Below are 20,666 nucleotides of genomic sequence, written 5' to 3'. Positions count from 1 at the left end.
CCGCAGGCGATGAGCTGCTCACTGATAACGCGTTGATGGATAAGTAAAATAGACCATGGTAGGGACAGGGAGTTTATCTTCCTGTTCCTGTTTTTTATTGTGCCGCAGCTTGAATGCGGCCTGTTCTGCTTTCACGGAGAGCACGCTGAGTGAATGATGCCATTCCCCGCCCGCAGCCAAAATCCCAAAAGGTGTTTACACCCTTGTTGGAGATTCGCAATTTAACCAAATCATTTGATGGTCAGGCCGCTGTAGATGATGTCAATTTGACCATCTACAAAGGCGAGATTTTTGCCCTGTTAGGGGCTTCAGGTTGTGGGAAATCCACCCTATTGCGCATGCTGGCCGGTTTTGAACAGCCGACACAGGGCCAGATTGTCCTCGATGGGCAGGATTTGTCGCACGTGCCGCCTTATCAGCGCCCAATCAATATGATGTTCCAGTCGTATGCATTATTCCCGCATATGACTGTTGAGCAAAATATCGCGTTTGGTTTGAAGCAAGACAAATTGCCCACGAATGAAATCAAAAGCCGGGTGGCAGAAATGCTGACACTGGTGCACATGCAAGAGTTTGCCAAGCGCAAGCCCCATCAGTTATCCGGTGGTCAGCGCCAGCGAGTGGCATTGGCGCGTAGTCTGGCTAAACGGCCAAAGTTGCTGTTGTTGGATGAGCCGATGGGCGCGTTGGACAAAAAATTGCGCGACCGCATGCAACTCGAAGTGGTGGATATTCTGGAGCGCGTAGGGGCAACTTGCGTGATGGTGACCCACGACCAGGAAGAGGCCATGACCATGGCTGGGCGCATTGCCATTATGAACCGTGGCAAATTCGTGCAAATTGGCGAACCGGAAGAGATTTACGAGCATCCGAACAGCAGATTCAGCGCCGAATTTATCGGTTCAGTGAATGTGTTTGAGGGCGTATTAAAAGAGCGACTGGATGATGCATTGGTTATCGACAGCCCCGGCCTGCGCCATCCACTGAAAGTAGATTCGGATGCTTCTGTGGTTGACGGCGTGCCTGTTTTTGTCGCCTTGCGGCCAGAAAAAGTGATGTTGTGTGAACAGGTGCCGGAAGATGGCTGCAACTTTGCGGTCGGTGAAGTGGTACACATTGCTTATTTGGGTGATTTGTCCATTTATCACGTGAAATTACACAGCGGACAAATGCTTACCGCGCAGCTACAAAATGGCCACCGTTACCGTAAAGGGATGCCAACTTGGGGTGATGAAGTACAACTTTGCTGGGATGCCGACAGCTGTGTTGTCTTAGGTAGCTGATCGTTTGGGGAGCAAAAATATTGTGATACCAAAATCCACCCGTGGAGCAGCACAACCATCGGCCCGAGCTGTAAGGCCGGTAAAAGCGCTGATTCAACGTTTCCAGATGTCCCATGGCCGGAAATTGGTCATCGGCATCCCTTATTTATGGTTATTCTTGCTGTTTATGTTGCCGTTCCTGATTGTATTCAAAATCAGTCTGGCGGAGATGGCGCGCGCAGTTCCACCTTATACCGATCTAGTGACCTGGCTGGACGGCAAGCTGGATATCTCGCTCAATCTCGGCAACTATCTGCAACTGCTTGATGATCCACTGTATATCGATGCTTATCTACAATCACTGCAAGTGGCGGGGGTATCCACTTTATGCTGTCTGATTATCGGCTATCCATTGGCTTGGGCGATTGCCCATAGCAAATCATCTACACGCAATATCTTATTGCTGCTGGTTATTCTGCCATCATGGACATCATTCCTGATTCGGGTGTATGCCTGGATGGGGATCCTGAAAAATAATGGCATTTTGAATAACTTCCTGATGTGGACCGGGATTATTGATCAGCCGCTGATTATTCTGCACACCAATTTGGCGGTATATATTGGCGTGGTGTATTCCTACCTGCCTTTCATGGTGTTGCCTATCTATACCGCACTGACCCGATTGGATTACTCATTGGTCGAAGCGGCATCGGATCTGGGTGCCAGACCCTTTAAAACCTTTGTCAGTGTGATTGTCCCTTTGACCAAAGGGGGGATCGTGGCCGGTTCCATGTTGGTATTTATTCCGGCGGTCGGTGAATTTGTTATCCCTGAACTGCTCGGCGGCCCGGACAGCATCATGATTGGCCGTATTTTATGGCAAGAATTCTTTAATAACCGTGACTGGCCAGTGGCCTCCGCCGTCGCGACAGTCATGTTAGTGTTACTGATCGTGCCGATTATTTGGTTCCACAAGCACCAAAATAAAGCAGCAGGAGGCGCGGTATGAATAACTTACCGGAAGTGCGCTCGGTCTGGCGTCGGATTATCTTGATTGTCGGCTATACCTTCTTGTATGCGCCGATGTTGATGTTGGTTATATACTCATTTAACAGCTCGAAACTGGTCACTGTGTGGGCGGGGTGGTCTATCCGCTGGTATGTAGAGCTGTTCAATGATTCGGCGATGATATCAGCGGTGGGGTTGAGCCTCACTATCGCCGCGGCTTCTGCCACCATGGCGGTGGTGTTGGGGACGATAGCGGCGGTGGTCATGGTGCGCTTTGGCCGTTTTCGCGGCTCGAACGGTTTTGCTTTTATGCTGACAGCCCCACTGGTGATGCCCGACGTCATTACCGGTTTATCATTATTGCTGCTGTTTGTCGCCATGAGCCATGCAATTGGCTGGCCAGCGGAGCGCGGCATGTTCACCATCTGGCTAGCACATGTGACTTTCTGTACCGCCTATGTGACGGTGGTTATCAGTTCCCGTTTGCGCGAATTAGACCGGTCAATCGAAGAAGCCGCTATGGATTTGGGGGCGACCCCATTGAAAGTGTTCTTTGTGATTACTGTGCCGATGATTGCTCCAGCATTAGTCTCTGGTTGGCTACTGGCTTTTACCCTGTCACTGGACGATTTAGTGATCGCCAGCTTTGTCGCCGGGCCGGGTGCAACGACCTTGCCGATGCTGGTGTTCTCTAGTGTGCGCATGGGGGTGAACCCGGAGATCAACGCGCTGGCGACACTGATTTTGCTGGTGGTCGGGATTATCGGCTTAATTGCGTGGTGGTTTATGTCCCGTTCGGAAAAGCAGCGGTTGCGCGAATTACGCAAAGCTGCCCGCAGTTGATTATTAATAAATGGCTAATTGTGAATAAGTGATTAATTATTAATCAGTGGTTAATTGTGAATAAATAGCTGATTAGCCTGAAAACTGTTAGTCTTTCATTATCTTTTGACGCCGCTTTCGAGCGGCGTTATTGTCAGGGATAACATCAGGTTACAAAACCCGAACCGGGAGACAAACTGGGCAATATGAGATTGTTATTTTCATCCGCCGCCACCACGCCTGTCCCGGTGTTAATCGCCGGAACCGCCATTATTGCGACCCGTTTCCTCGGCGTAATCCTTTTGGTGGCGACGCTGGGCTGGAGAGGTACGGGCAGTTTTATCGCTGAAAGCCTGCAATACTGGGATTCCGCCCTGATCTTTATTGCCAGTATCTTGATCCTGTTGCTGGAAATAGTTTGTGGCGTAGCAGTATGTTTGCGGCAAAACTGGGCGCGCTGGAGCTATTTGGCTTGCCAATGGGTGGTCAGCATCTATTTACTGATGGCGTCACTGGACTGGTTAGAGCTGGATGTCGATGTCTTCCGCATTGATGGCGATACTGGCGCTGAAATTTTACATAGTCTACTGCTACAAAAGATCCCCGACGTGGTGATTCTCGGTTTGTTGTTTTTCCCTTGGCATCGCTATTTTCGGTCGTCAAAATGAGTGTTTAACGTAACACAGTGCTACAATTCGCCCTATCAACGGCCTCGGCCGCACATTCAATTTAATGTCTCAGAACGTTAATATCTAAGAACGGTTAATTATTAATGCATTGCGCACAATATACGGCGGGTAGCTGCCGTTCCTGTCAGTGGCTGGATAAACCTTATCCACAACAACTGGCTGATAAACAACATCATTTAGAAAATCTGTTATCTGGTCACGCCGTTACTCAATGTCTATCGCCGGTTTTCGGGCAGGAAAGTGCTTTTCGTAATAAAGCCAAAATGGTGGTTAGCGGCAGTGTTGAGCGCCCATTATTAGGAATGTTGCACCGCGATGGCACCCCGGTTGATTTATGTGAGTGTCCACTTTATCCCGCCAGTTTTGCGCCCGTTTTTGCAGTGCTGAAAACCTTTATTGCGCGTGCGGGCCTAACGCCTTATAACGTTGCGCGCAAGCGCGGTGAGCTTAAATTCCTGTTATTGACTGAAAGCACTTACAGTGGCGAGTTAATGCTGCGCTTTGTGTTGCGCTCACCCACTAAATTGGCACAGCTACAGGCGGCCTTGCCCTGGTTACAGCAACAATTACCTCAACTTGCCGTTATCTCGGCCAATATTCAGCCGGTGCATATGGCGATTTTGGAAGGGGAGCTGGAAATTCCATTAACTGAGCAGCAGGCGCTACCCGAGATCTTTAATCAAGTGCCGCTGTTCATCCGCCCACAAAGTTTTTTCCAGACAAATCAGCAGGTTGCAGCATCATTGTATGCTACTGCGCGCCAATGGGTGCGAGAGCTGAATATCAATAGCATGTGGGATTTATTCTGTGGGGTAGGGGGTTTTGGTTTGCATTGTGCAGATACTGAAACCCAGCTTACCGGCATTGAAATCAGCGCCGAAGCTATTGCCTGCGCGCGCCAGTCAGCGAGCCAATTGGGGTTAAAAAATGTCAATTTTGCCGCGCTAGATTCGACGCGTTTTGCCACCACAGAAAAGCAAGTGCCGCAATTGGTGTTAGTAAATCCGCCACGGCGCGGCATTGGTGCCGAACTGTGTGAATATCTCAGCCAAATGGCACCCGAATTTATTCTCTATTCAAGCTGTAATGCCGAGACAATGACGAAAGATATCAATTTGTTAGCGAACTATCGCATTGAGAGGGTGCAGTTGTTTGATATGTTTCCGCATACCGCCCACTATGAAGTTTTATCCTTACTTACCCTGCGCCCTTGACGCTGTAGGGGTGTTGGCTGCATTCACTTACCCGAATCACTTACTTGAGTAAGCTCATCGGGATGCGTTTTCTTGCCGCCTACCTACAACGCCAATGTCTTTGGGTATACCCTGCGCCCTTGACGCTGTAGGGGTGTTGGCTGCATTCACTTACCCGAATCACTTACTTGAGTAAGCTCATCGGGATGCGTTTTCTTGCCGCCTACCTACAACGCCAATGTCTTTGGGTATACCCTGCGCCCTTGACGCTGTAGGGGTGTTGGCTGCATTCACTTACCCGAATCACTTATTTGAGTAAGCTCATCGGGATGCGTTTTCTTGCCGCCTACCTACAACGCCAATGTCTTTGGGTATACCCTGCGCTCTTGAAGCTGTAGTGCGAAAGTACAAAGGGTATTACTGCGGGAACCACTTATCATTGATAGCCTTATATGTCCCGTCAGCTTTCACCGCTTCAATGGCTTTATTCAGTTTCTCCAGCAACGCGGTGTTATCCGGGCGCACAGCAATGCCAAGGCCGGTGCCGAAGTATTGCGGGTCAGTCACGTGCTCGCCAACTGATGCCAGATTTGGATTGGTTTTCAGCCACTCATTCACTACCGCTGTGTCGCCAAACACCCCGTCAATACGGCCATTTTTCAGGTCAATAATGGCATTTTGGTAGCTGTCATAAGCCACGGTTTGAATTTCTGGATGTTTATCCTGTAAAAATTTCTGGTGCGTGGTGCCGTTTTCCATCCCGATTTTCTTGCCTTTCAGGTCTGCGAAAGAACTGAATTTACCTTTCGGGGCAATAACAATGGCCGAGTTGGCATAGTAAGGCTGGGTAAATGCCACCTGCTTGCTACGTTCCGGTGTGATGTCCATACCAGAGATAACAGCATCATAACGTTTAAATTTAAGCGCCGGGATCAGGCTATCAAAGGCCTGATTGGTGAATGTACAGTTGGCTTCCATCTGCTTACATAATGCTTTCGCCAAATCCATATCAAAGCCGACGATTTCATTATTGGCGCCGATGGATTCAAAAGGCGGGTAGGTTGCTGAAGCAGCGAAACGGATGGTTTCAGCGGCCGTTGCACTGAACACCATACCACTTAAGATTGTCGCCAATAGTAACTTTTTCATGCTTAAACTCCTGTCTGAATTTTTTTAATAGAGTAAGTTCTTAATTATTGATTTTATTATAGCTTGTGATGCTTCATCACGATTTATTCGGATGAATGATGAGGTTTACATTGCCATTTTATGAATTTATATGCAAGTAATGTGATTAAAAATTTAGTTTTTTTATTTTTAAGAGATAAAGAGAGGGATGCTCCGAGATTGGATTGGATTGGATTGGATTTCGGTTGATAGTTTTGTTGTAGTGTTCGGTTGTTAAGGCTCCGCTGTTTACCTGACCTCCGCAGCTTCAACCGAGCAGGAGGGCAAGCCGGCCCTCCTGCACCTGCGGCTTGCGCGAAATATGACTGCTATTTGCAGTCCCCTCCGGCAGCCGTTGGCCTTATCGAGCCAGCGCGATTCGCTCCTGCTCAAGCGCGCTTTTCGCCGCCGTCCATGGCGGCTCACTCGGGCCATCGTCTTTGTCGGTAATATTCCTGATTGCGCTCAAAATCAAAACACTATCTTTAGTTTTTGATTTTATTTTTTGATTTTTAAAGCACATTTGAGCAGCCGAGTGAAGAGTGGAGCCAGGGAAATCCGCCATGGACGGCGGATTTAGGCGTCATGAGCAGGGACGCGAATAAAGCCGTCCCGCCAGCGAAATGATGAATCGAGGGCACCTGCGAAGCAGGCTAGCGATACGTGCGAAGCGCGGGATTGCATAAGGGGCCACGCTTAGGCCCCTTTGCCGGTTGGTTCATCGGAGGCCAGGTGAGCTGTGAAGCCCTAACAACCGAAGATGATCACTAAATTCTGTAACTAAATCATCAGGTGATAAAAATAATCTTAATTCCGCCGCTCAAACGCCAGCGCTCTGCGCTCCACCAACCGCATCAACAGTGTCAGCAACCCATTTACCACCAGATACACAATCCCCGCAGCACCAAATACCATCACATCATAAGTCCGGCCATACATCAGTTGGCTGTAACCCATAACTTCCATCAATGTAATGGTGTAAGCCAGTGAGGTACTTTTGAATACCAACACCACTTCGTTGGAATAGGAGGAAAGTGCGCGTTTAAAAGCAAATGGCAGCAAGATGCGCAATGACTGCGCCTTAGACATTCCCAGTGCTTCACAGGATTGCCATTGACCGGCAGGAATAGCGCGGACCGCACCATAAAACAACTGAGTGGTATAGGCCGCGCTGTTCAATGCCAATGCAATCATTGCACACAGCCATGGTTGCGACAGCAAACTCCATAACCACGGGTATTCACGGATGGCCGGGAACTGCCCTGGGCCGTAGTAGATCAAAAAGATCTGGACCAACAGCGGGGTGCCGGTGAACAGCGTGATATAAATTTTAACCAATGGCGTGACAATTGGAGTTTTCAGCGTCAACACAATGGTAAACAGCAATGACAGCACCAACGCGACCAACAAGGAGGCAATAGTCAATGTCAGGCTGGTATGTAGCCCTTTCAGGATCTCGGGTAAGAATTCCAGCATTAGGATGGGCTCCGTTCAAAACGGGTAGTTCGGAGTTCAATCCACTTGAGCACATACTGGCTAAGCAGAGTCACCACCAGATAAATAGCCGCGGCAATCACATACCAGGTAAAGGGTTCTTGAGTTCGGGTGGCAATACTTTTGGTTTGCAGCATCAAATCATTAACACTGATAAGCGACACTAACGCGGTATCTTTCAACAGCACCAACCATTGGTTGCCCAAGCCGGGTAGGGCATGACGCCACATCTGCGGCATAATCAAACGGAAGAAAATAGCCGTTTGACTCAAACCCAATGCTTGGCCTGATTCCCACTGCCCGATAGGCACGGCTTTCAGCGCACCGCGTAAAGTCTGTGATGCATAAGCCGAATAAAGCAGGGCCAGCGCAATAACACCGCACAGGAATGGGCTAACCTCAAAATCATCAATATTGAGCTTAATAGGCAGCTCAAAGAGATACAGATTCAAGGTAAAGCCGTCTGACAGCATCATCAACAGCTGAGAGGAGCCAAAATAGATAAACAGCACCACCAGAATCTCTGGTAGCCCGCGTAAAATGGTGACCCAGCCAGTTGTCAGGTAACTGACGACTTTCCATCGTGATGATTCACAGACGGCAAACAGCATCGCCAGAACCAGGCCGAGGGCCAGTGCACAAACGGCAAGGCCGACGGTCATACCGGCGGCGCTTGCTAAAGGTTGAAATTCATTCATGGGTGCTTAAATTACTGCTGGAACCATTTTTTATAAATTGTCTGATAGGTGCCATCGGCTTTAACTTTTGCCAATGCAGCATCTAACTTACCCTGTAATTCGGTGTTGTTCTGACGAACGGCAATCCCTAAACCGGTACCGAAATAGTCAGCGTCAGTGACTTTGTCACCCACCGCAGCTAATTGATTATTCTGCTTCAACCACTCATTGACCACCGCAGTGTCACCAAATACCGCATCCAGACGGCCATTTTTCAGGTCAAGAATGGCATTTTGATAGCTGTCATAAGGGACGGCGGTAATTTCAGGGTGTTTCTCCATCAGATATTTTTGATGAGTCGAACCATTCTGCATCCCGACACGTTTGCCTTTCAGGGCGGCTAAATCAGCCACTTTGCCTTTTTCGGCAATAAACAGCGCAGAGTTATCATAATAAGGCTGGGTAAAAGCCACTTGCTTTTGGCGCTCAGGGGTAATGTCCATCCCAGAAATAACCGCATCAAAACGCTTGAATTTTAAACTTGGGATCAAGCTGTCGAAAGCTTGATTGGTAAAGGTACATTCGGCTTGCATCTCTTTACACAGCGCATTAGCCAGATCGATATCAAAGCCCTGCATTTTATTATTGGCATCAATAAATTCAAATGGCGGGTAAGTCGCTTCAGCAGCGAAACGGACAGTTTCAGCGGCAGAGGCGGACAAACTGATACTGGCGAGGACTGCAGCAATTATTAATTTTTTCATCGCAAATTCCCAAATAGATATCAATGTGACAGATAGCTGGCAAAAGCTTCAGTTGTAGGTTGTGTAAAGTGGCTGGCATCACCTTGTTCGACTACGTGGCCGTTTTCCATGTAAACCACGCGGCTAGCCGTTTTACGGGCGACTTCGACCTCATGGGTGACAATCACTTGAGTGATGCCGGTTCCTGCCAATTCACGGATAATACTGACGATTTGTGCAGTAATTTCAGGATCAAGTGCTGCTGTCGGTTCGTCAAACAGCAAAACCTGCGGCTCCATCATCAATGCACGGGCAATGGCCACACGCTGCTGCTGACCACCCGAAAGATGCAGCGGGAAGCGGTCAACAAAATCAGTCAAACGCAGGCGGGTCAGTAATTTTTGCGCCCGCGCCATAGCTTCATCTTTTGATAGGCCCAGCACGCGGCAAGGGGCTTCAATCAGATTTTGCACCACAGTGAGGTGTGGCCAAAGATTATATTGCTGGAAGACCATCCCCACATTCTGGCGTAATTCGCGAATAGCTTTCGCGCCCGGAGCTTGGGAAAAGTCGAAGTGATTGCCCGCTATCTGCAAAGTCCCTGAACGCGGCATCTCTAGCAAATTAAGCACGCGCAGCAATGAGCTTTTACCGGCACCACTTGGCCCTAATAATACTAAGGTTTCGCCCGCAGGACAGTCTAATGTAATGTCGAACAGCGCTTGGTGTACGCCGTAGTAACAGTTAATTCCGTTAAGTTGAATACTCATGCGCCAAATCTGAATAGCCAATGATGCCGTGAATGGTAACTTCCGCGGCATACTTATGCAATCTTTGTGCGTTAAAATTTATTAATAACCAGTATTGGGTGTAAAAAATAGCATAACATTTGGATTTGAAAGCTATCGGAGGGAATTTGTCATGCGATGAATAAATCTGACAGAGTGATCCCCGTCATCTTTCAAATTGCAGCGGTGTTGGCTGCTCTCGCTAACCCGAATCACTTACTTGTGTAAGCTCATCGGGATGCACTCTTTTGCCGCCTACCTGCAATTCGAAATCTATAGGGGATATTCGTTTTCTTTCAAATTGCAGCGGTGTTGGCTGCTCTCGCTAACCCGAATCACTTACTTGTGTAAGCTCATCGGGATGCACTCTTTTGCCGCCTACCTGCAATTCGAAATCTATAGGGGATATTCATTTTCTTTTAAATTTCAGCGGTGTTGGCTGCATTTTGGGCTGGTTAGTGATCACCCAGCAGTTGACGTAAGCTGCTGGCCGGGGCTGAAACACCCATAAAGCGGATGTCATCGACAACCCAACAGGTTCCTTCGCGGATCATCAACACTTCGTCTTGCCACATCACTGACGGCCCACTTGCCGATTGGTGCGTCAAATTGACGCGTAATGGAATATTACGGGCATCAGTATTGGGAATGGTTGAAGCACTGGCAACATCCGCGCTGGTGCTGCCTTCACGCAAACTGGTGAAAATATCGCCATTGATGGTTTGTGTGGTATTCACTGCGGCTGCCGGGCGGTGACCCGCTTGCTTTCTAGCGGTTTGAATTTGTTCATAAAGTGCCTGACTCAGATAAGGGCGAAATTGAGCAGACAAATTATCATCGGGTAAGCCACTTTTATTGCCGATTTGCTGAATCCGCAGGTCATAGAATTTTTGCGCTACTGTGTCCGGCCCGCCATCAACACAAGGCGTGGTGCGGCTACTGATATCCTTGAATGCTGGGCTGACATTGCTGGTACAGGCACTCAATAAAATGGCGAGAGGAAGAATCAGGGCAATATTTTTCTTTTTCATATAATGACCTTAAGTGAAAAATCGATTATGAAAGTGATTGTAGCCTATAGCCAAAGAAAATGTGGAGTGCAGGTCAGGCACGTAATTTACCGTGATCTTTCAACCAACGGGCTGTGCGAATAATCCCTTCATCCAATGATACCTGCGGGCGATAACCTAATTCTAATTCTGCACGGCGGGTATCTAATGTCAGGTCAAAATTAAGTTTAGCGACGCCATAATGGGTCAATATCGGCTCTTTTTCGGCTTTATTGCCCAGTTTCTCCATCGCTCGGGCCATGATATCCAACATTGGGTAGGGCACAGAGCGAATACGGCAGGGCATATCCAACTCATCCAGCAGATGTTGCACGATGGTGCGCAGTGGGCGAGGTTGTTGATTAGTAATATTATAGGCCCTACCAGACTGTGTGTTCTGGCTTTGAGTCGCCAGCCACATGGCATGCACTGCATTTTCCAGATAGGTCATGTCCACCAAGGCATTACCACCACGGGGCAATAGCAGGGTGCCATAATATTTAATCATCTGTAGTAGGCGCGGTAGCATCACGGTATCGTGAGGGCCGAACAAGCCTTGCGGGCGCAAAATAGTAAAATGGGTTTGCGGATTAGACCGCGCTAATTGCTGAATAACCTCTTCGCTAGCGGCTTTGCTGCGGGCGAACTCATTGGCAAAACGGACTGGGCGGAAGTCTTCCTGAATATTTCGATGGTGGTGATAATCAAAATAAATGGCGGGTGAGGAAATATGAATGAAATTCTCCACACCATATGCGGCGGCCCATTCACCCAAACGGCGTGTCGCGCGGACATTGGCCAGTTCAAAAGTTTGCTCAGTGCCCCAGGGCGAAGTAAAACTGGAGCAATGCCACAGTGTATCGACACCGGCTAGCATGGCTTTCGCCTGTGCGGAAACCAGATTCGTCAAGTCGGCATGAATAAATTCAGCGCCTATTTTTGTCAATAATGCGCCCATCGCCGGATTATTGCCGGTGGCGATGACTTTGATACCCTGACGGCGGAGATATTCAACGGCATTTCGGCCTAACCCACAGGTTGCACCGGTGACCAATATCTTCATAACGAATTCGGTTCCCACCAAAAATCAGAATGCTAGAACTTTGAATTATTCGTCCAGCAAATAAGATGCCATTCTTTCTTGAAATGCAGCGCTATGCAATCAGAATCCCCTGCTTACTTGAATTTGCAGCGTTATTCACCACAATTACTTTTGCTGTTCGCGGTCATATTGCTGTTCACGGTCATACTGCACCGCCAAAGTGGCAATGCGTTTTGCCATACCGCGAAAAATAAACAGGTGTGCCGGCATCATCACAAACCAATACAGTAATCCGTTAAAGCCCGCCGGATGCCACCATGCCCGGACATCAAAGCTGCGTCGCCCACCCAACTCCTTGATAGTAAAAGTAAGCCGCCCAAGTCCCGGCGCTTTCATGCCGAACATCATGGCTAACTGACGTAATGGTTTGAGAGTGATAACTTTCCAGCCATCAATCAGATCACCCAATTCCAGCGTTTCTCTTTCCGGGCGGCCATAAACAACACCGCCACCGGCCAGATCATCCATCCAGGCGCGGGTTTTCCATAGCGGATTGCCATAGAAATAACCTTCTTTGCCACCAATTTGCTGGACGACATGCCACAGCGCCTCGCTGGAAGCGGAGGTATAAAGTGTGCAACCTGCCTGTTTGGGATAAAAACCGTAACCCGGTCGCCAACGGGCGCGAGCTTCGGGGTCATAGCCCCAATCGGGCGAATCCACCACTTCATCCTCGCGGCGCAATGTCTCTTTAACGGCATCATCAAAACTAATGAGTGATTGGGGAATTAGCGCCTGTAAAGCTTGGCCATCAGCCGGTAAATCGTGATTCAGCCCCTCAATCAAGGCACTGGCAATTGGCGTCGGGACTGAGGTCACCATATTGATGAAATAAACGGAGATAAAGCGGGTGGGGAGCGGAATAGGGATCAGCCAGCGCCGTTTACCACTGATAGCAATAAACCGCTCGAACATAGTTTGATAGCTAATATATTCCGGCCCGGCGACATCAAATATGCGGTTTTCTGCTGACGGATGATTGAGTAATTCTGTTAAGTAAATCAGCAAGTTTTCCAGCGCGACCGGGGATGATTTTGAGCGCACCCAACGCGGTGGCGTTAGAATCGGCAGGTTATAAACCATATCGCGCATCACTTCAAAGGCGGCAGAACCGGGGCCGACGATGATACTGGCGCGCAGCTCGGTCACCGGAATACCACTTTGGCGCAGCAGGTCACCGGTCAATTTGCGGGCAATCAGATGAGGGGAACTGTTATCATCCGGCTGTAATGCACTCAGGTAAATGATCTGCTTTACCGATGGGCTCTGTTGGAGCGCGGTTTTCATATTGGTGGCAGCCAGGCGCTCCTGCTCAATCAAATCCTGCCCGTCGCCCATGCCATGTACCAGATAATAGACGACATCAATATCTTGTAGCGCGGCGATAAGGGTTGAGGGCTGATAAAGATCGACAAAACGGCACTCGACCCCCGGCCAGGGCTGCTCTTTTAACCACTCGATACGGCGTGCGGCGGCAGTGACAGCATGCCCTTGCTGGCGTAGTTTTGGCACCAGATGTTGGCCAATATAGCCACTGGCGCCCAGCACCAATATCCGTTGCGGTGTCATGAGCGCTGCTCGGTTAAAAACTCGCGCCATAACGCCACCACTTTTTCCAGGTCACTGCGGCTGATATTAAGGTGAGTAATCATTCTGGTGATTGGCCCAGCACTGATTAATACGCCATGCTCGCGCATCCAAGGGCCAAGTTTAGCGGCGGCCTCGACAGATTGCTGAATATACAGCACATTCGTTTGCGCCCCCGGAGCCACTATCTGCACACCTAATGAGCGCAGTTGTTGCTCCAGCCAGAGGGCATTATCGTGGTCATCTTTTAACCGGGCGACATTGTGCTCTAGTGCATACAGCCCCGCCGCCGCCAAAATTCCCGCCTGGCGCATACCACCGCCGGTCATTTTACGCCAACGGCGTGCGCGTTTAATGTATTCTGCACTGCCACATAATAGCGAGCCAACTGGGGTTCCCAACCCTTTTGATAGACAAATTGTCAGGGTATCGCAATATTGGGTAATGTCACTCAGGGGGACATTCAGCGCTACAGCAGCATTAAAAATACGAGCACCATCAATATGTAACGCCAGTTTTTTCTCGCGGGTCAATGCCCATGCTTGCTGCAAGTAACTCAGTGGCAAGACTTTGCCGCTGTGGGTATTTTCCAGACTCAACAGCCGGGTTTGGGCAAAATGAATATCATCGGGCTTGATAGCCGCCAAGACTTTATCCAGAGGCAAAGTACCGTCATCATTTGCATCAATAGGTTGTGGCTGGATACTGCCAAGCACTGCGGCACCACCGGCTTCATACAGATAATTATGCGCTTTTTGGCCGACGATATACTCTTCGCCGCGCTGACAGTGAGTTAACAGTGCGACCAGATTCGCTTGTGTGCCCGTCGGCAGAAATAATGCGGCTTCTTTGCCGGATAACCTGGCGGCCAAAGCCTCTAAAGCATTCACCGTCGGGTCATCGCCGTACACATCATCACCGACTTCGGCATTGGCCATGGCATTGCGCATCGCGACATCAGGTTGTGTGACTGTGTCACTGCGTAAATCGATCAGCATAATTTTCTCGCAGGTTGGAAAAGAGTGGCTTTATCATAGCGAGAATAGTGAAACAAAAAAGCCCAAGAATATATTATTCATTTAATTCCATGCGCAATGGCCAGTGCTTTATTCAGTTTCCCGAGTGATTTCCCTTGTTTATTAGTGAAAAAACGCTGCTCCAGAATGTTGGCATCTGCTTCGTCATACAGCTTTATATGGTATTTATTGAGAAATGTCGGCAAGCTCCCTTTTTCGATGCCAAAAACCCAGTGCTCACCGATATTTTTTAATCCTTCGAAAACCTCTATCGAACCATATGATGTGTTCTCGCCGGCGAGGACATCGGAATAGACATAATCGAAAATGATTTCACTGCCAGTAGGAGCATAAGTGCCGATGGCTGAAAAGATACGGTCTACCGTGTTGGACGAGAGATACATAATTAGCCCCTCCAGTATAAATAGGTTTTTTTCTCCTTTTTTGACGGGTAAATTTTGTAAGATATCGGTCAAATCCTGTTGATTAAAATCAATGGGAATATAATGTAAGTTTTGTGGGGTTGGGATACTAAGTTCTTGTAGTTTTTCTTTTTTATTGCTCTGGGATACTGGGTGGTCAAGCTCATAAACCCGGCTTTGCTGTAGTTGATTCTGAAAGCGAATAGCCCTGGAGTCAAAACCGGCCCCCAGAATAAAAATGTTGGAGAATTCACTGGCACGTAATTGAAAGAATTCATCAATGTATTTTATTCGGCTAATTAAAAATTCATAGCTGCCCGCAGGTATCTGCGGTGAGAGAATATTGCCTGGCATCAAAAATGATTTTTGTGTCATGGAAAAGAATGAGGTTAAAGAGTGTGAAATTAATAGCGAGATATAATCATCTGTTTTGTATCCTTCTCTTTTTTCACCATAAGATTTTGCTCTGAGTATGCAGATTAGCTCAGCCGAGGGTGAGAAATCTGACATAGTATTTTTTGTCATTTCATTTATCCCCAATACAAATTCGATTTTATTATAAATTTACGCCGTACATTATGAATGAGGATTTAAATAAAACAGTCCCATGCACTTGCTTAATTTTTATCTGTATATGATGTAAAAACTGTTAAGTGGATGGGAAAAACACAAGAATTATTGGCCTCAGAGACCGGTACAAAACCGGTCTCTGGAGTAGGGGATTGAGGTTTTTTGGCAGAATGAACAGTATGTTATTAACGCAGCCAGTTAGTTTTCGCCAATTCTACTACTTCATCACCTCGGCCGTTAATTATAGCTCTAAGCATATAAAGGCTGAATCCTTTAGCTTGCTCAAACTTGATTTGTGGTGGCATCGACAACTCTTGCTTGGCAGTGACCACATCTAGCAAGACCGGCCCTGGGTGGGCAAAAGCACTTTCCAGTGCGATATCCAGCTCGGAGGCTTTTTCTACCCGAATGCCTTTAATACCCGCCGCATTGGCGATAGCGGCAAAGTCTGGATTATGTAGGTCGGTACCATCCGTCAAATAGCCACCGGCTTTCATTTCCATCGCGACAAAGCCCAGCACACTATTATTAAACACCACAATCTTCACCGGCAATTTTAGTTGTGCCAGAGTGAGGAAATCCCCCATTAACATGGTGAAACCGCCGTCTCCGCATAATGCCACAACTTGCCTATTCAAATCAGTTGCTTGTGCGCCGATAGCTTGTGGCATGGCGTTGGCCATCGAACCGTGGTTAAACGAGCCGAGCAAACGGCGCTTTCCATTCATCTCCAGATAGCGAGCGGCCCACACGGTTGGGGTGCCAACATCACAGGTAAAAATGGCGTCATCGGTGGCATGGCGGCTGATTTGTTGCGCCAGATATTGTGGATGAATTGGCTGATTGTCATTGGCGGTTGCCAGCCCGTCGAGATCTTTGCGGGTGGTACGATAGTGCTCAAGCGCTTTGGTCAAAAACGTATTATCACTTTTAGCGTCTAATTGCGGTAACAGTGCGCAGAGGGTGGTTTTGATATCCCCGACCAGCGCCATATTGACCGGGCAGTGAGCGCCGATGCTGCCGGGGTTGATATCAATCTGGATGATGTTTGCATGGGTGGGATAAAATGCGCGGTAAGGGAATTGAGTCCCTAGTAGCACCAAGGTATCGGCATTCATCATGGCATGATAACCGGAGGCGAAACCAATCAGCCCGGTCATGCCCACACTGTAAGGATTGTCCCACTCAATATGTTCTTTACCCCGCAGGGCATGTACTACCGGGGCTTGCAGCATTTCAGCCAGTTTTACCACTTCATCATGGGCATCTGCGCAACCACTACCGCACATTAGCGTGATATTTTTGGCTTTGTTCAAAATCTCGGCCAGAATATTTAACTCGCTCATAAGTGGCTGAACCAGCGGGAGTTTAGGGGTTTGCCACACCACGGCGGCATCTTCTGGGGCGGGCTGGAGCGCGACATCACCCGGCAGCACAATGACGGAAACACCGCGGTTAAGAATGGCTTTGCGCATGGCAATTTCTAACACGCGGGGTAATTGTTCAGGATTCGACACCAATTCACAGTAATGGCTGCATTCGCGGAACAGTTCTTGTGGATGGGTTTCTTGAAAATATCCGCTGCCAATTTCACTCGAGGGAATATGCGCGGCGATTGCCAGCACAGGAACATGATTGCGATGACAATCAAATAAGCCATTAATCAGATGTAAGTTTCCCGGGCCACAGGACCCCGCGCAGACCGCGAGTTGCCCGGTGAGCTGGGCTTCAGCGCCGGCTGCAAAGGCGGCAACTTCTTCATGGCGAGTTCCCAACCACTCGATAGTTCCCATGCGATGCAGGCTATCACTCAGACCATTGAGTGAGTCCCCGGTAACACCCCAAATGCGCTTAACACCTGCTTGCTCCAACGTTTTTGCGACCAGTGTTGCCACGGTTTGCTTCATAGTTGTTCCCTCAAGGATTAATAGCGAGTCATTATTCTATACCCGTCATACTTCAAGCTGCTGGTGTGTTGGCTGCTTTCGCTCACCCTGGTTACTTACTTATGTAAGCTCCCAGGGACTTGCTCAGTTGCCGCCTTCCTGCAACTCGAATTATTTAGGGTATATGAGGTCAAAGTATGGCGCGTTTGACGATTCCTGCCCTATTAACAACATGAATAGAGCAAGAATAATTCTATTAAGCCAGTTGGACATTTCCGTGTAACTGGCAACTGCAAGCCAGAACATAACCTTGGGCAATCTCGTCGGTTGTCAGGGTCATGGAGCTGGTGGTGGTGTATTCGCCGTGCAAAATACGGGTTTTACACGAGCCACAAACCCCCGCACGGCAAGCCGCCATCACTGGCACTTGGTGTTGTTCCAGTGCAAATAACAGTGAAGTGCCAACGGGAACTTTCACACTGCGAAGTGGGTGACTGATAGTCATCGTCAGTTCATTGCTGGTATCGATAACTTCATCAGAGGGTCGGAATTGCTCTCTCTGGAAATGGTGACTCGGAACAGCTTGTTCGCGGCAATACTGCTCAATCCAATCCATATAAGGCGCAGGCCCGCAAGTCATCACCCGGCGGTGAGCAATATCTGGAGCGACCTGTTGCATGATCTGAGCATTAATTCGTCCGGCAATAAATCCCTCCGTTGCACCTGATTCAGCCATCAATGTTAGTTGTAATTGCTGTGGATAGCGCTGTAACAACTGTTGCCAAGCATCTGCAAAAATGACATCTGCTGGCGAACGAACATTAAAAATCACGCGGATATCGGCTTTAGGGCGCTGAGCCAATAGATAGCGGCACATTGACATCACGGGCGTAACACCGCAGCCAGCGGCAAGCATCAGGTAGTGGTCATCATCAAAATTGGCGCAGGTAAACTCGCCCTGAGCATCCGAAAGCCACAGATAATCCCCCTTTTTGACCTGCTGAGTCAGCCATTGTGAGCCTTCGCCACCGGTTATGCAGCGCACAGTGATTTGGATAAATGGCGTTAAACCAGGTGTGGAGGAAAGTGTATAAGCGCGCAGGGTTTCATCACTATTACGAATGCTGACCAAGGCATATTGCCCCGGCAAATAAGGGTAAAAATCATGATTAATCAACTGCAAGCTCCAAACATCTGGGGTTTCTTGCACGATGGAGTGAACTTGCATGCGGTTAGGGCAGAGGGCGGTTGGGCAGTCAGTAGGGATAAAATCAGTCATCGGGGCCTCACAACAAATCAGGTCATTTCTGGTAAAAATAGGATTGATGCCCAGCCAGTGGTAATAAAGCGCATTGGCCGGGCATAAGGCAGTGAATTAATGACCTAAAATCGCATTCATATCTTGTTCTACGGTAGTAATTGGCCGCATACCAAATTTCTCATAGAGAATTGCCATCAAGTTGTCGGTCAAGAAGCCCGGCGCGGTCGGGCCGGTGTAAATATTCTTCACCCCCAATGACAGTAAGGTCAGCAGAATAACAATGGCTTTTTGTTCAAACCATGACAGCACCAAGCTGAGAGGCAGGTCATTGACAGTGCAACCCAGTTTTTCCGACAACTTAACCGCCAGCATAATCGCCGAATAAGCATCATTGCATTGGCCAACATCCAGCAGGCGCGGCAACCCTTCTAAAGTCCCGAAGTCCAATTTATTAAAGCGATATTTCCCACAAGCTAAAGTCATGATGATGCAATCTTGTGGAACACTGCGGGCAAAATCGGTGAAATAGCTGCGTTCTGTGCGGCTACCATCACAACCACCGACTAAAAAGACATGGCGCAGTTTTTTCGTGGCAACCAGGTCAATGACAGTATCCGCGGCATTGAGCAAGGTTTGGCGACCAAAGCCAACAGTGATGAGATGTTCCAGCTCATTGTATGGGAACCCCGCCATGCCCAGCGCTTGTTCAATCACGGGGGCGAAATCCTCGCCTTCCAGGTGATTAACACCCGGCCAGCCGACAATACTGCGGGTCCAAATACGGTCGCCGTAATTGCCCACATTCGGGTCAATGATACAGTTGGATGTCATCAGGATTGGGCCGGGAAATTTGGCGAACTCTGTCTGCTGGTTCTGCCAGCCACTGCCGTAGTTACCGACCAGATGCGGGTAGCGCTTTAACTCTGGGTAACCATGGGCGGGCAGCATTTCGCCGTGCGTATAAATATTTACGCCGGTTCCCTGAGTCTGCTCCAGCAACATTTGTAAGTCTTTGAGATCATGCCCAGAAATCAGGATAGCTTTACCGGCTACCGGGCGCACATTAACGGCAGTTGGTTGCGGATCGCCGTAAGCTTGAGTTTCGCCGTGATCCAAAATAGCCATGACATTGAAGTTCATTTTGCCAATACCCATGGCGTTATTCAGCAAGGTATCGACATCACGCGGTTGGGTACCCAACCAAGCCATATAGGCATGATAATCCGCGTAAATTTGTTCATCAAACTGGCCCAGTACATGGGCGTGTTCCATATAAGCCGCTGCCCCTTTTAGGCCATACAAACACAACATTCTCAGGCCATGAATATCATCACCGACCTCGGCTTTATCAGTATTAAGAGCAAACTGCTGCGCTTGTTGTTGCAGGGCAGGGATGTCGTCGGATACCAGTTGCAGCTCGGCCAACGGGTGATCGACCGCAATCTGGTGGTCAATGAGGCGGCAGCGGATAGCTAATGATTGGCGCAATAGAATGGCTTCTTTGGCATAACCGACGATGCGGTCTGAGTCAAAGTTCACATTGGTCAGTGTGGAGAAAAAGGCTCTGGGTGCAAAGCTGTCAATCTCATGATCAATAATGCCAAACTCGCGGGCGGTTAATGCCCAAGCGGAAAGGCCTTGCAATACAGCGACTAATAAGTCTTGTAAATCAGAAGTTTCGGCGGTTTTTCCGCACATCCCTTGCGCGTAAGAGCAGCCATTAGCAACCGGCGTTCGGATGGTTTGTTCACATTGCACACAGAACATAATTATTTTTCCTTTTAAAGTTGCATTTGTAATGCGTGTTTAAAAGCATAGAGGTGAGCAAGGTGTTTAAACAGCTTTTTTAATGCAACTTTAACTTGTTTTGATTTGGCGCAACTTTTGCTGCGAATGAGAATTTATTCACTATTGTTGCAGGGGATCACGC

The 20,666-nt window shown here is 48.6% G+C and carries 19 protein-coding genes; 5 read left to right on the top strand and 14 right to left on the bottom strand.

Going from position 1 to position 20,666, the window contains the following annotated elements; translation table 11 throughout:
* The first annotated feature begins 149 nt into the window (after positions 1-149).
* The 5 genes from potG to rlmC all read left to right on the top strand — a co-directional run bounded on the left by potG (position 150) and on the right by rlmC (position 4,995).
* A complete protein-coding gene (potG, locus tag OVO64_RS01730) occupies positions 150-1,283 on the top strand; it encodes a putrescine ABC transporter ATP-binding subunit PotG (RefSeq protein ID WP_038632019.1) in 1,134 nt (377 codons plus the stop codon).
* Positions 1,284-1,305: 22 nt separating this feature from the next.
* Positions 1,306-2,271 (top strand): putrescine ABC transporter permease PotH, encoded by a 966-nt coding sequence (gene potH, locus OVO64_RS01725; RefSeq protein ID WP_050291412.1) that lies wholly within the window; start codon positions 1,306-1,308, stop codon positions 2,269-2,271.
* Positions 2,268-3,113 (top strand): putrescine ABC transporter permease PotI, encoded by an 846-nt coding sequence (gene potI, locus OVO64_RS01720; RefSeq protein ID WP_038632021.1) that lies wholly within the window; start codon positions 2,268-2,270, stop codon positions 3,111-3,113. The genes potH and potI overlap by 4 nt, the downstream gene beginning before the upstream one ends.
* 185 nt (positions 3,114-3,298) lie before the next feature.
* Complete coding sequence (locus OVO64_RS01715; RefSeq protein WP_038632023.1) at positions 3,299-3,760, top strand: YbjO family protein; 462 nt, start codon at positions 3,299-3,301, stop codon at positions 3,758-3,760.
* A gap of 104 nt (positions 3,761-3,864) precedes the next feature.
* A complete protein-coding gene (gene rlmC, locus OVO64_RS01710; protein WP_267248545.1) occupies positions 3,865-4,995 on the top strand; it encodes a 23S rRNA (uracil(747)-C(5))-methyltransferase RlmC in 1,131 nt (376 codons plus the stop codon).
* A 396-nt stretch (positions 4,996-5,391) separates the two neighbouring features.
* Here rlmC and artJ (OVO64_RS01705) read toward each other — a convergent pair whose 3' ends face one another.
* The 14 genes from artJ (OVO64_RS01705) to hcp form a co-directional block, all read right to left on the bottom strand.
* Positions 5,392-6,123 (bottom strand): arginine ABC transporter substrate-binding protein, encoded by a 732-nt coding sequence (artJ, locus tag OVO64_RS01705; protein ID WP_038632027.1) that lies wholly within the window; start codon positions 6,121-6,123, stop codon positions 5,392-5,394.
* A gap of 379 nt (positions 6,124-6,502) precedes the next feature.
* A complete protein-coding gene (locus OVO64_RS01700; RefSeq protein ID WP_038632029.1) occupies positions 6,503-6,706 on the bottom strand; it encodes a hypothetical protein in 204 nt (67 codons plus the stop codon).
* A gap of 242 nt (positions 6,707-6,948) precedes the next feature.
* Positions 6,949-7,617 (bottom strand): arginine ABC transporter permease ArtM, encoded by a 669-nt coding sequence (artM, locus tag OVO64_RS01695; protein WP_038632031.1) that lies wholly within the window; start codon positions 7,615-7,617, stop codon positions 6,949-6,951.
* On the bottom strand, positions 7,617-8,333 hold the full coding sequence (gene artQ / locus OVO64_RS01690) for an arginine ABC transporter permease ArtQ (protein ID WP_038632033.1): 717 nt from the start codon (positions 8,331-8,333) through the stop codon (positions 7,617-7,619). The genes artM and artQ overlap by 1 nt, the downstream gene beginning before the upstream one ends.
* Positions 8,334-8,344: 11 nt before the next feature.
* The gene (artJ, locus tag OVO64_RS01685; protein WP_004389595.1) at positions 8,345-9,076 is read right to left on the bottom strand and encodes an arginine ABC transporter substrate-binding protein; all 732 of its coding nucleotides are present in this window, start codon (positions 9,074-9,076) and stop codon (positions 8,345-8,347) included.
* A 20-nt stretch (positions 9,077-9,096) separates the two neighbouring features.
* On the bottom strand, positions 9,097-9,825 hold the full coding sequence (artP, locus tag OVO64_RS01680; protein WP_038639446.1) for an arginine ABC transporter ATP-binding protein ArtP: 729 nt from the start codon (positions 9,823-9,825) through the stop codon (positions 9,097-9,099).
* Between the two features lie 473 nt (positions 9,826-10,298).
* Positions 10,299-10,874 (bottom strand): lipoprotein, encoded by a 576-nt coding sequence (locus OVO64_RS01675; RefSeq protein WP_038632035.1) that lies wholly within the window; start codon positions 10,872-10,874, stop codon positions 10,299-10,301.
* A gap of 73 nt (positions 10,875-10,947) precedes the next feature.
* On the bottom strand, positions 10,948-11,955 hold the full coding sequence (locus tag OVO64_RS01670; RefSeq protein ID WP_050291299.1) for an NAD-dependent epimerase/dehydratase family protein: 1,008 nt from the start codon (positions 11,953-11,955) through the stop codon (positions 10,948-10,950).
* Positions 11,956-12,099: 144 nt separating this feature from the next.
* Complete coding sequence (locus OVO64_RS01665) at positions 12,100-13,563, bottom strand: DUF2867 domain-containing protein (protein WP_145509663.1); 1,464 nt, start codon at positions 13,561-13,563, stop codon at positions 12,100-12,102.
* The gene (gene ltaE / locus OVO64_RS01660; RefSeq protein ID WP_004389601.1) at positions 13,560-14,579 is read right to left on the bottom strand and encodes a low-specificity L-threonine aldolase; all 1,020 of its coding nucleotides are present in this window, start codon (positions 14,577-14,579) and stop codon (positions 13,560-13,562) included. The genes OVO64_RS01665 and ltaE overlap by 4 nt, the downstream gene beginning before the upstream one ends.
* 77 nt (positions 14,580-14,656) lie before the next feature.
* Entirely contained in the window at positions 14,657-15,544 is an 888-nt protein-coding gene (locus OVO64_RS01655) for a class I SAM-dependent methyltransferase (RefSeq protein ID WP_050118603.1), read from the bottom strand.
* Positions 15,545-15,774: 230 nt separating this feature from the next.
* On the bottom strand, positions 15,775-17,496 hold the full coding sequence (gene poxB, locus OVO64_RS01650; protein ID WP_267248544.1) for a ubiquinone-dependent pyruvate dehydrogenase: 1,722 nt from the start codon (positions 17,494-17,496) through the stop codon (positions 15,775-15,777).
* Positions 17,497-17,731: 235 nt separating this feature from the next.
* Positions 17,732-18,754, bottom strand: a complete 1,023-nt coding sequence (hcr, locus tag OVO64_RS01645; protein WP_145509647.1) for an NADH oxidoreductase — start codon at positions 18,752-18,754, stop codon at positions 17,732-17,734.
* Between the two features lie 96 nt (positions 18,755-18,850).
* Positions 18,851-20,503, bottom strand: a complete 1,653-nt coding sequence (hcp, locus tag OVO64_RS01640; protein ID WP_038632048.1) for a hydroxylamine reductase — start codon at positions 20,501-20,503, stop codon at positions 18,851-18,853.
* Between the last annotated feature and the right edge of the window lie 163 nt (positions 20,504-20,666).

This window comes from Yersinia sp. Marseille-Q5920 (genome assembly GCF_946902935.1).
Lineage (GTDB): Bacteria > Pseudomonadota > Gammaproteobacteria > Enterobacterales > Enterobacteriaceae > Yersinia > Yersinia rochesterensis.
The sequence above is the reverse complement of the archived record's forward strand: the minus strand, read 5'-3'. Positions and strand labels throughout refer to the sequence as shown.

What these genes read in the sequence shown, in the direction of transcription:
- potI (WP_038632021.1), top strand. Translation starts at nt 2,268, where the DNA reads ATGAATAACTTACCGGAAGTGCGCTCGGTCTGGCGTCGGATTATCTTG.
- OVO64_RS01715 (WP_038632023.1), top strand. Translation starts at nt 3,299, where the DNA reads ATGAGATTGTTATTTTCATCCGCCGCCACCACGCCTGTCCCGGTGTTA.
- rlmC (WP_267248545.1), top strand. Translation starts at nt 3,865, where the DNA reads ATGCATTGCGCACAATATACGGCGGGTAGCTGCCGTTCCTGTCAGTGG.
- artJ (WP_038632027.1), bottom strand. Translation starts at nt 6,123, where the DNA reads ATGAAAAAGTTACTATTGGCGACAATCTTAAGTGGTATGGTGTTCAGT.
- OVO64_RS01700 (WP_038632029.1), bottom strand. Translation starts at nt 6,706, where the DNA reads ATGGCGGATTTCCCTGGCTCCACTCTTCACTCGGCTGCTCAAATGTGC.
- artM (WP_038632031.1), bottom strand. Translation starts at nt 7,617, where the DNA reads ATGCTGGAATTCTTACCCGAGATCCTGAAAGGGCTACATACCAGCCTG.
- artQ (WP_038632033.1), bottom strand. Translation starts at nt 8,333, where the DNA reads ATGAATGAATTTCAACCTTTAGCAAGCGCCGCCGGTATGACCGTCGGC.
- artJ (WP_004389595.1), bottom strand. Translation starts at nt 9,076, where the DNA reads ATGAAAAAATTAATAATTGCTGCAGTCCTCGCCAGTATCAGTTTGTCC.
- artP (WP_038639446.1), bottom strand. Translation starts at nt 9,825, where the DNA reads ATGAGTATTCAACTTAACGGAATTAACTGTTACTACGGCGTACACCAA.
- OVO64_RS01675 (WP_038632035.1), bottom strand. Translation starts at nt 10,874, where the DNA reads ATGAAAAAGAAAAATATTGCCCTGATTCTTCCTCTCGCCATTTTATTG.
- OVO64_RS01670 (WP_050291299.1), bottom strand. Translation starts at nt 11,955, where the DNA reads ATGAAGATATTGGTCACCGGTGCAACCTGTGGGTTAGGCCGAAATGCC.
- OVO64_RS01665 (WP_145509663.1), bottom strand. Translation starts at nt 13,563, where the DNA reads ATGACACCGCAACGGATATTGGTGCTGGGCGCCAGTGGCTATATTGGC.
- ltaE (WP_004389601.1), bottom strand. Translation starts at nt 14,579, where the DNA reads ATGCTGATCGATTTACGCAGTGACACAGTCACACAACCTGATGTCGCG.
- OVO64_RS01655 (WP_050118603.1), bottom strand. Translation starts at nt 15,544, where the DNA reads ATGACAAAAAATACTATGTCAGATTTCTCACCCTCGGCTGAGCTAATC.
- poxB (WP_267248544.1), bottom strand. Translation starts at nt 17,496, where the DNA reads ATGAAGCAAACCGTGGCAACACTGGTCGCAAAAACGTTGGAGCAAGCA.
- hcr (WP_145509647.1), bottom strand. Translation starts at nt 18,754, where the DNA reads ATGACTGATTTTATCCCTACTGACTGCCCAACCGCCCTCTGCCCTAAC.
- hcp (WP_038632048.1), bottom strand. Translation starts at nt 20,503, where the DNA reads ATGTTCTGTGTGCAATGTGAACAAACCATCCGAACGCCGGTTGCTAAT.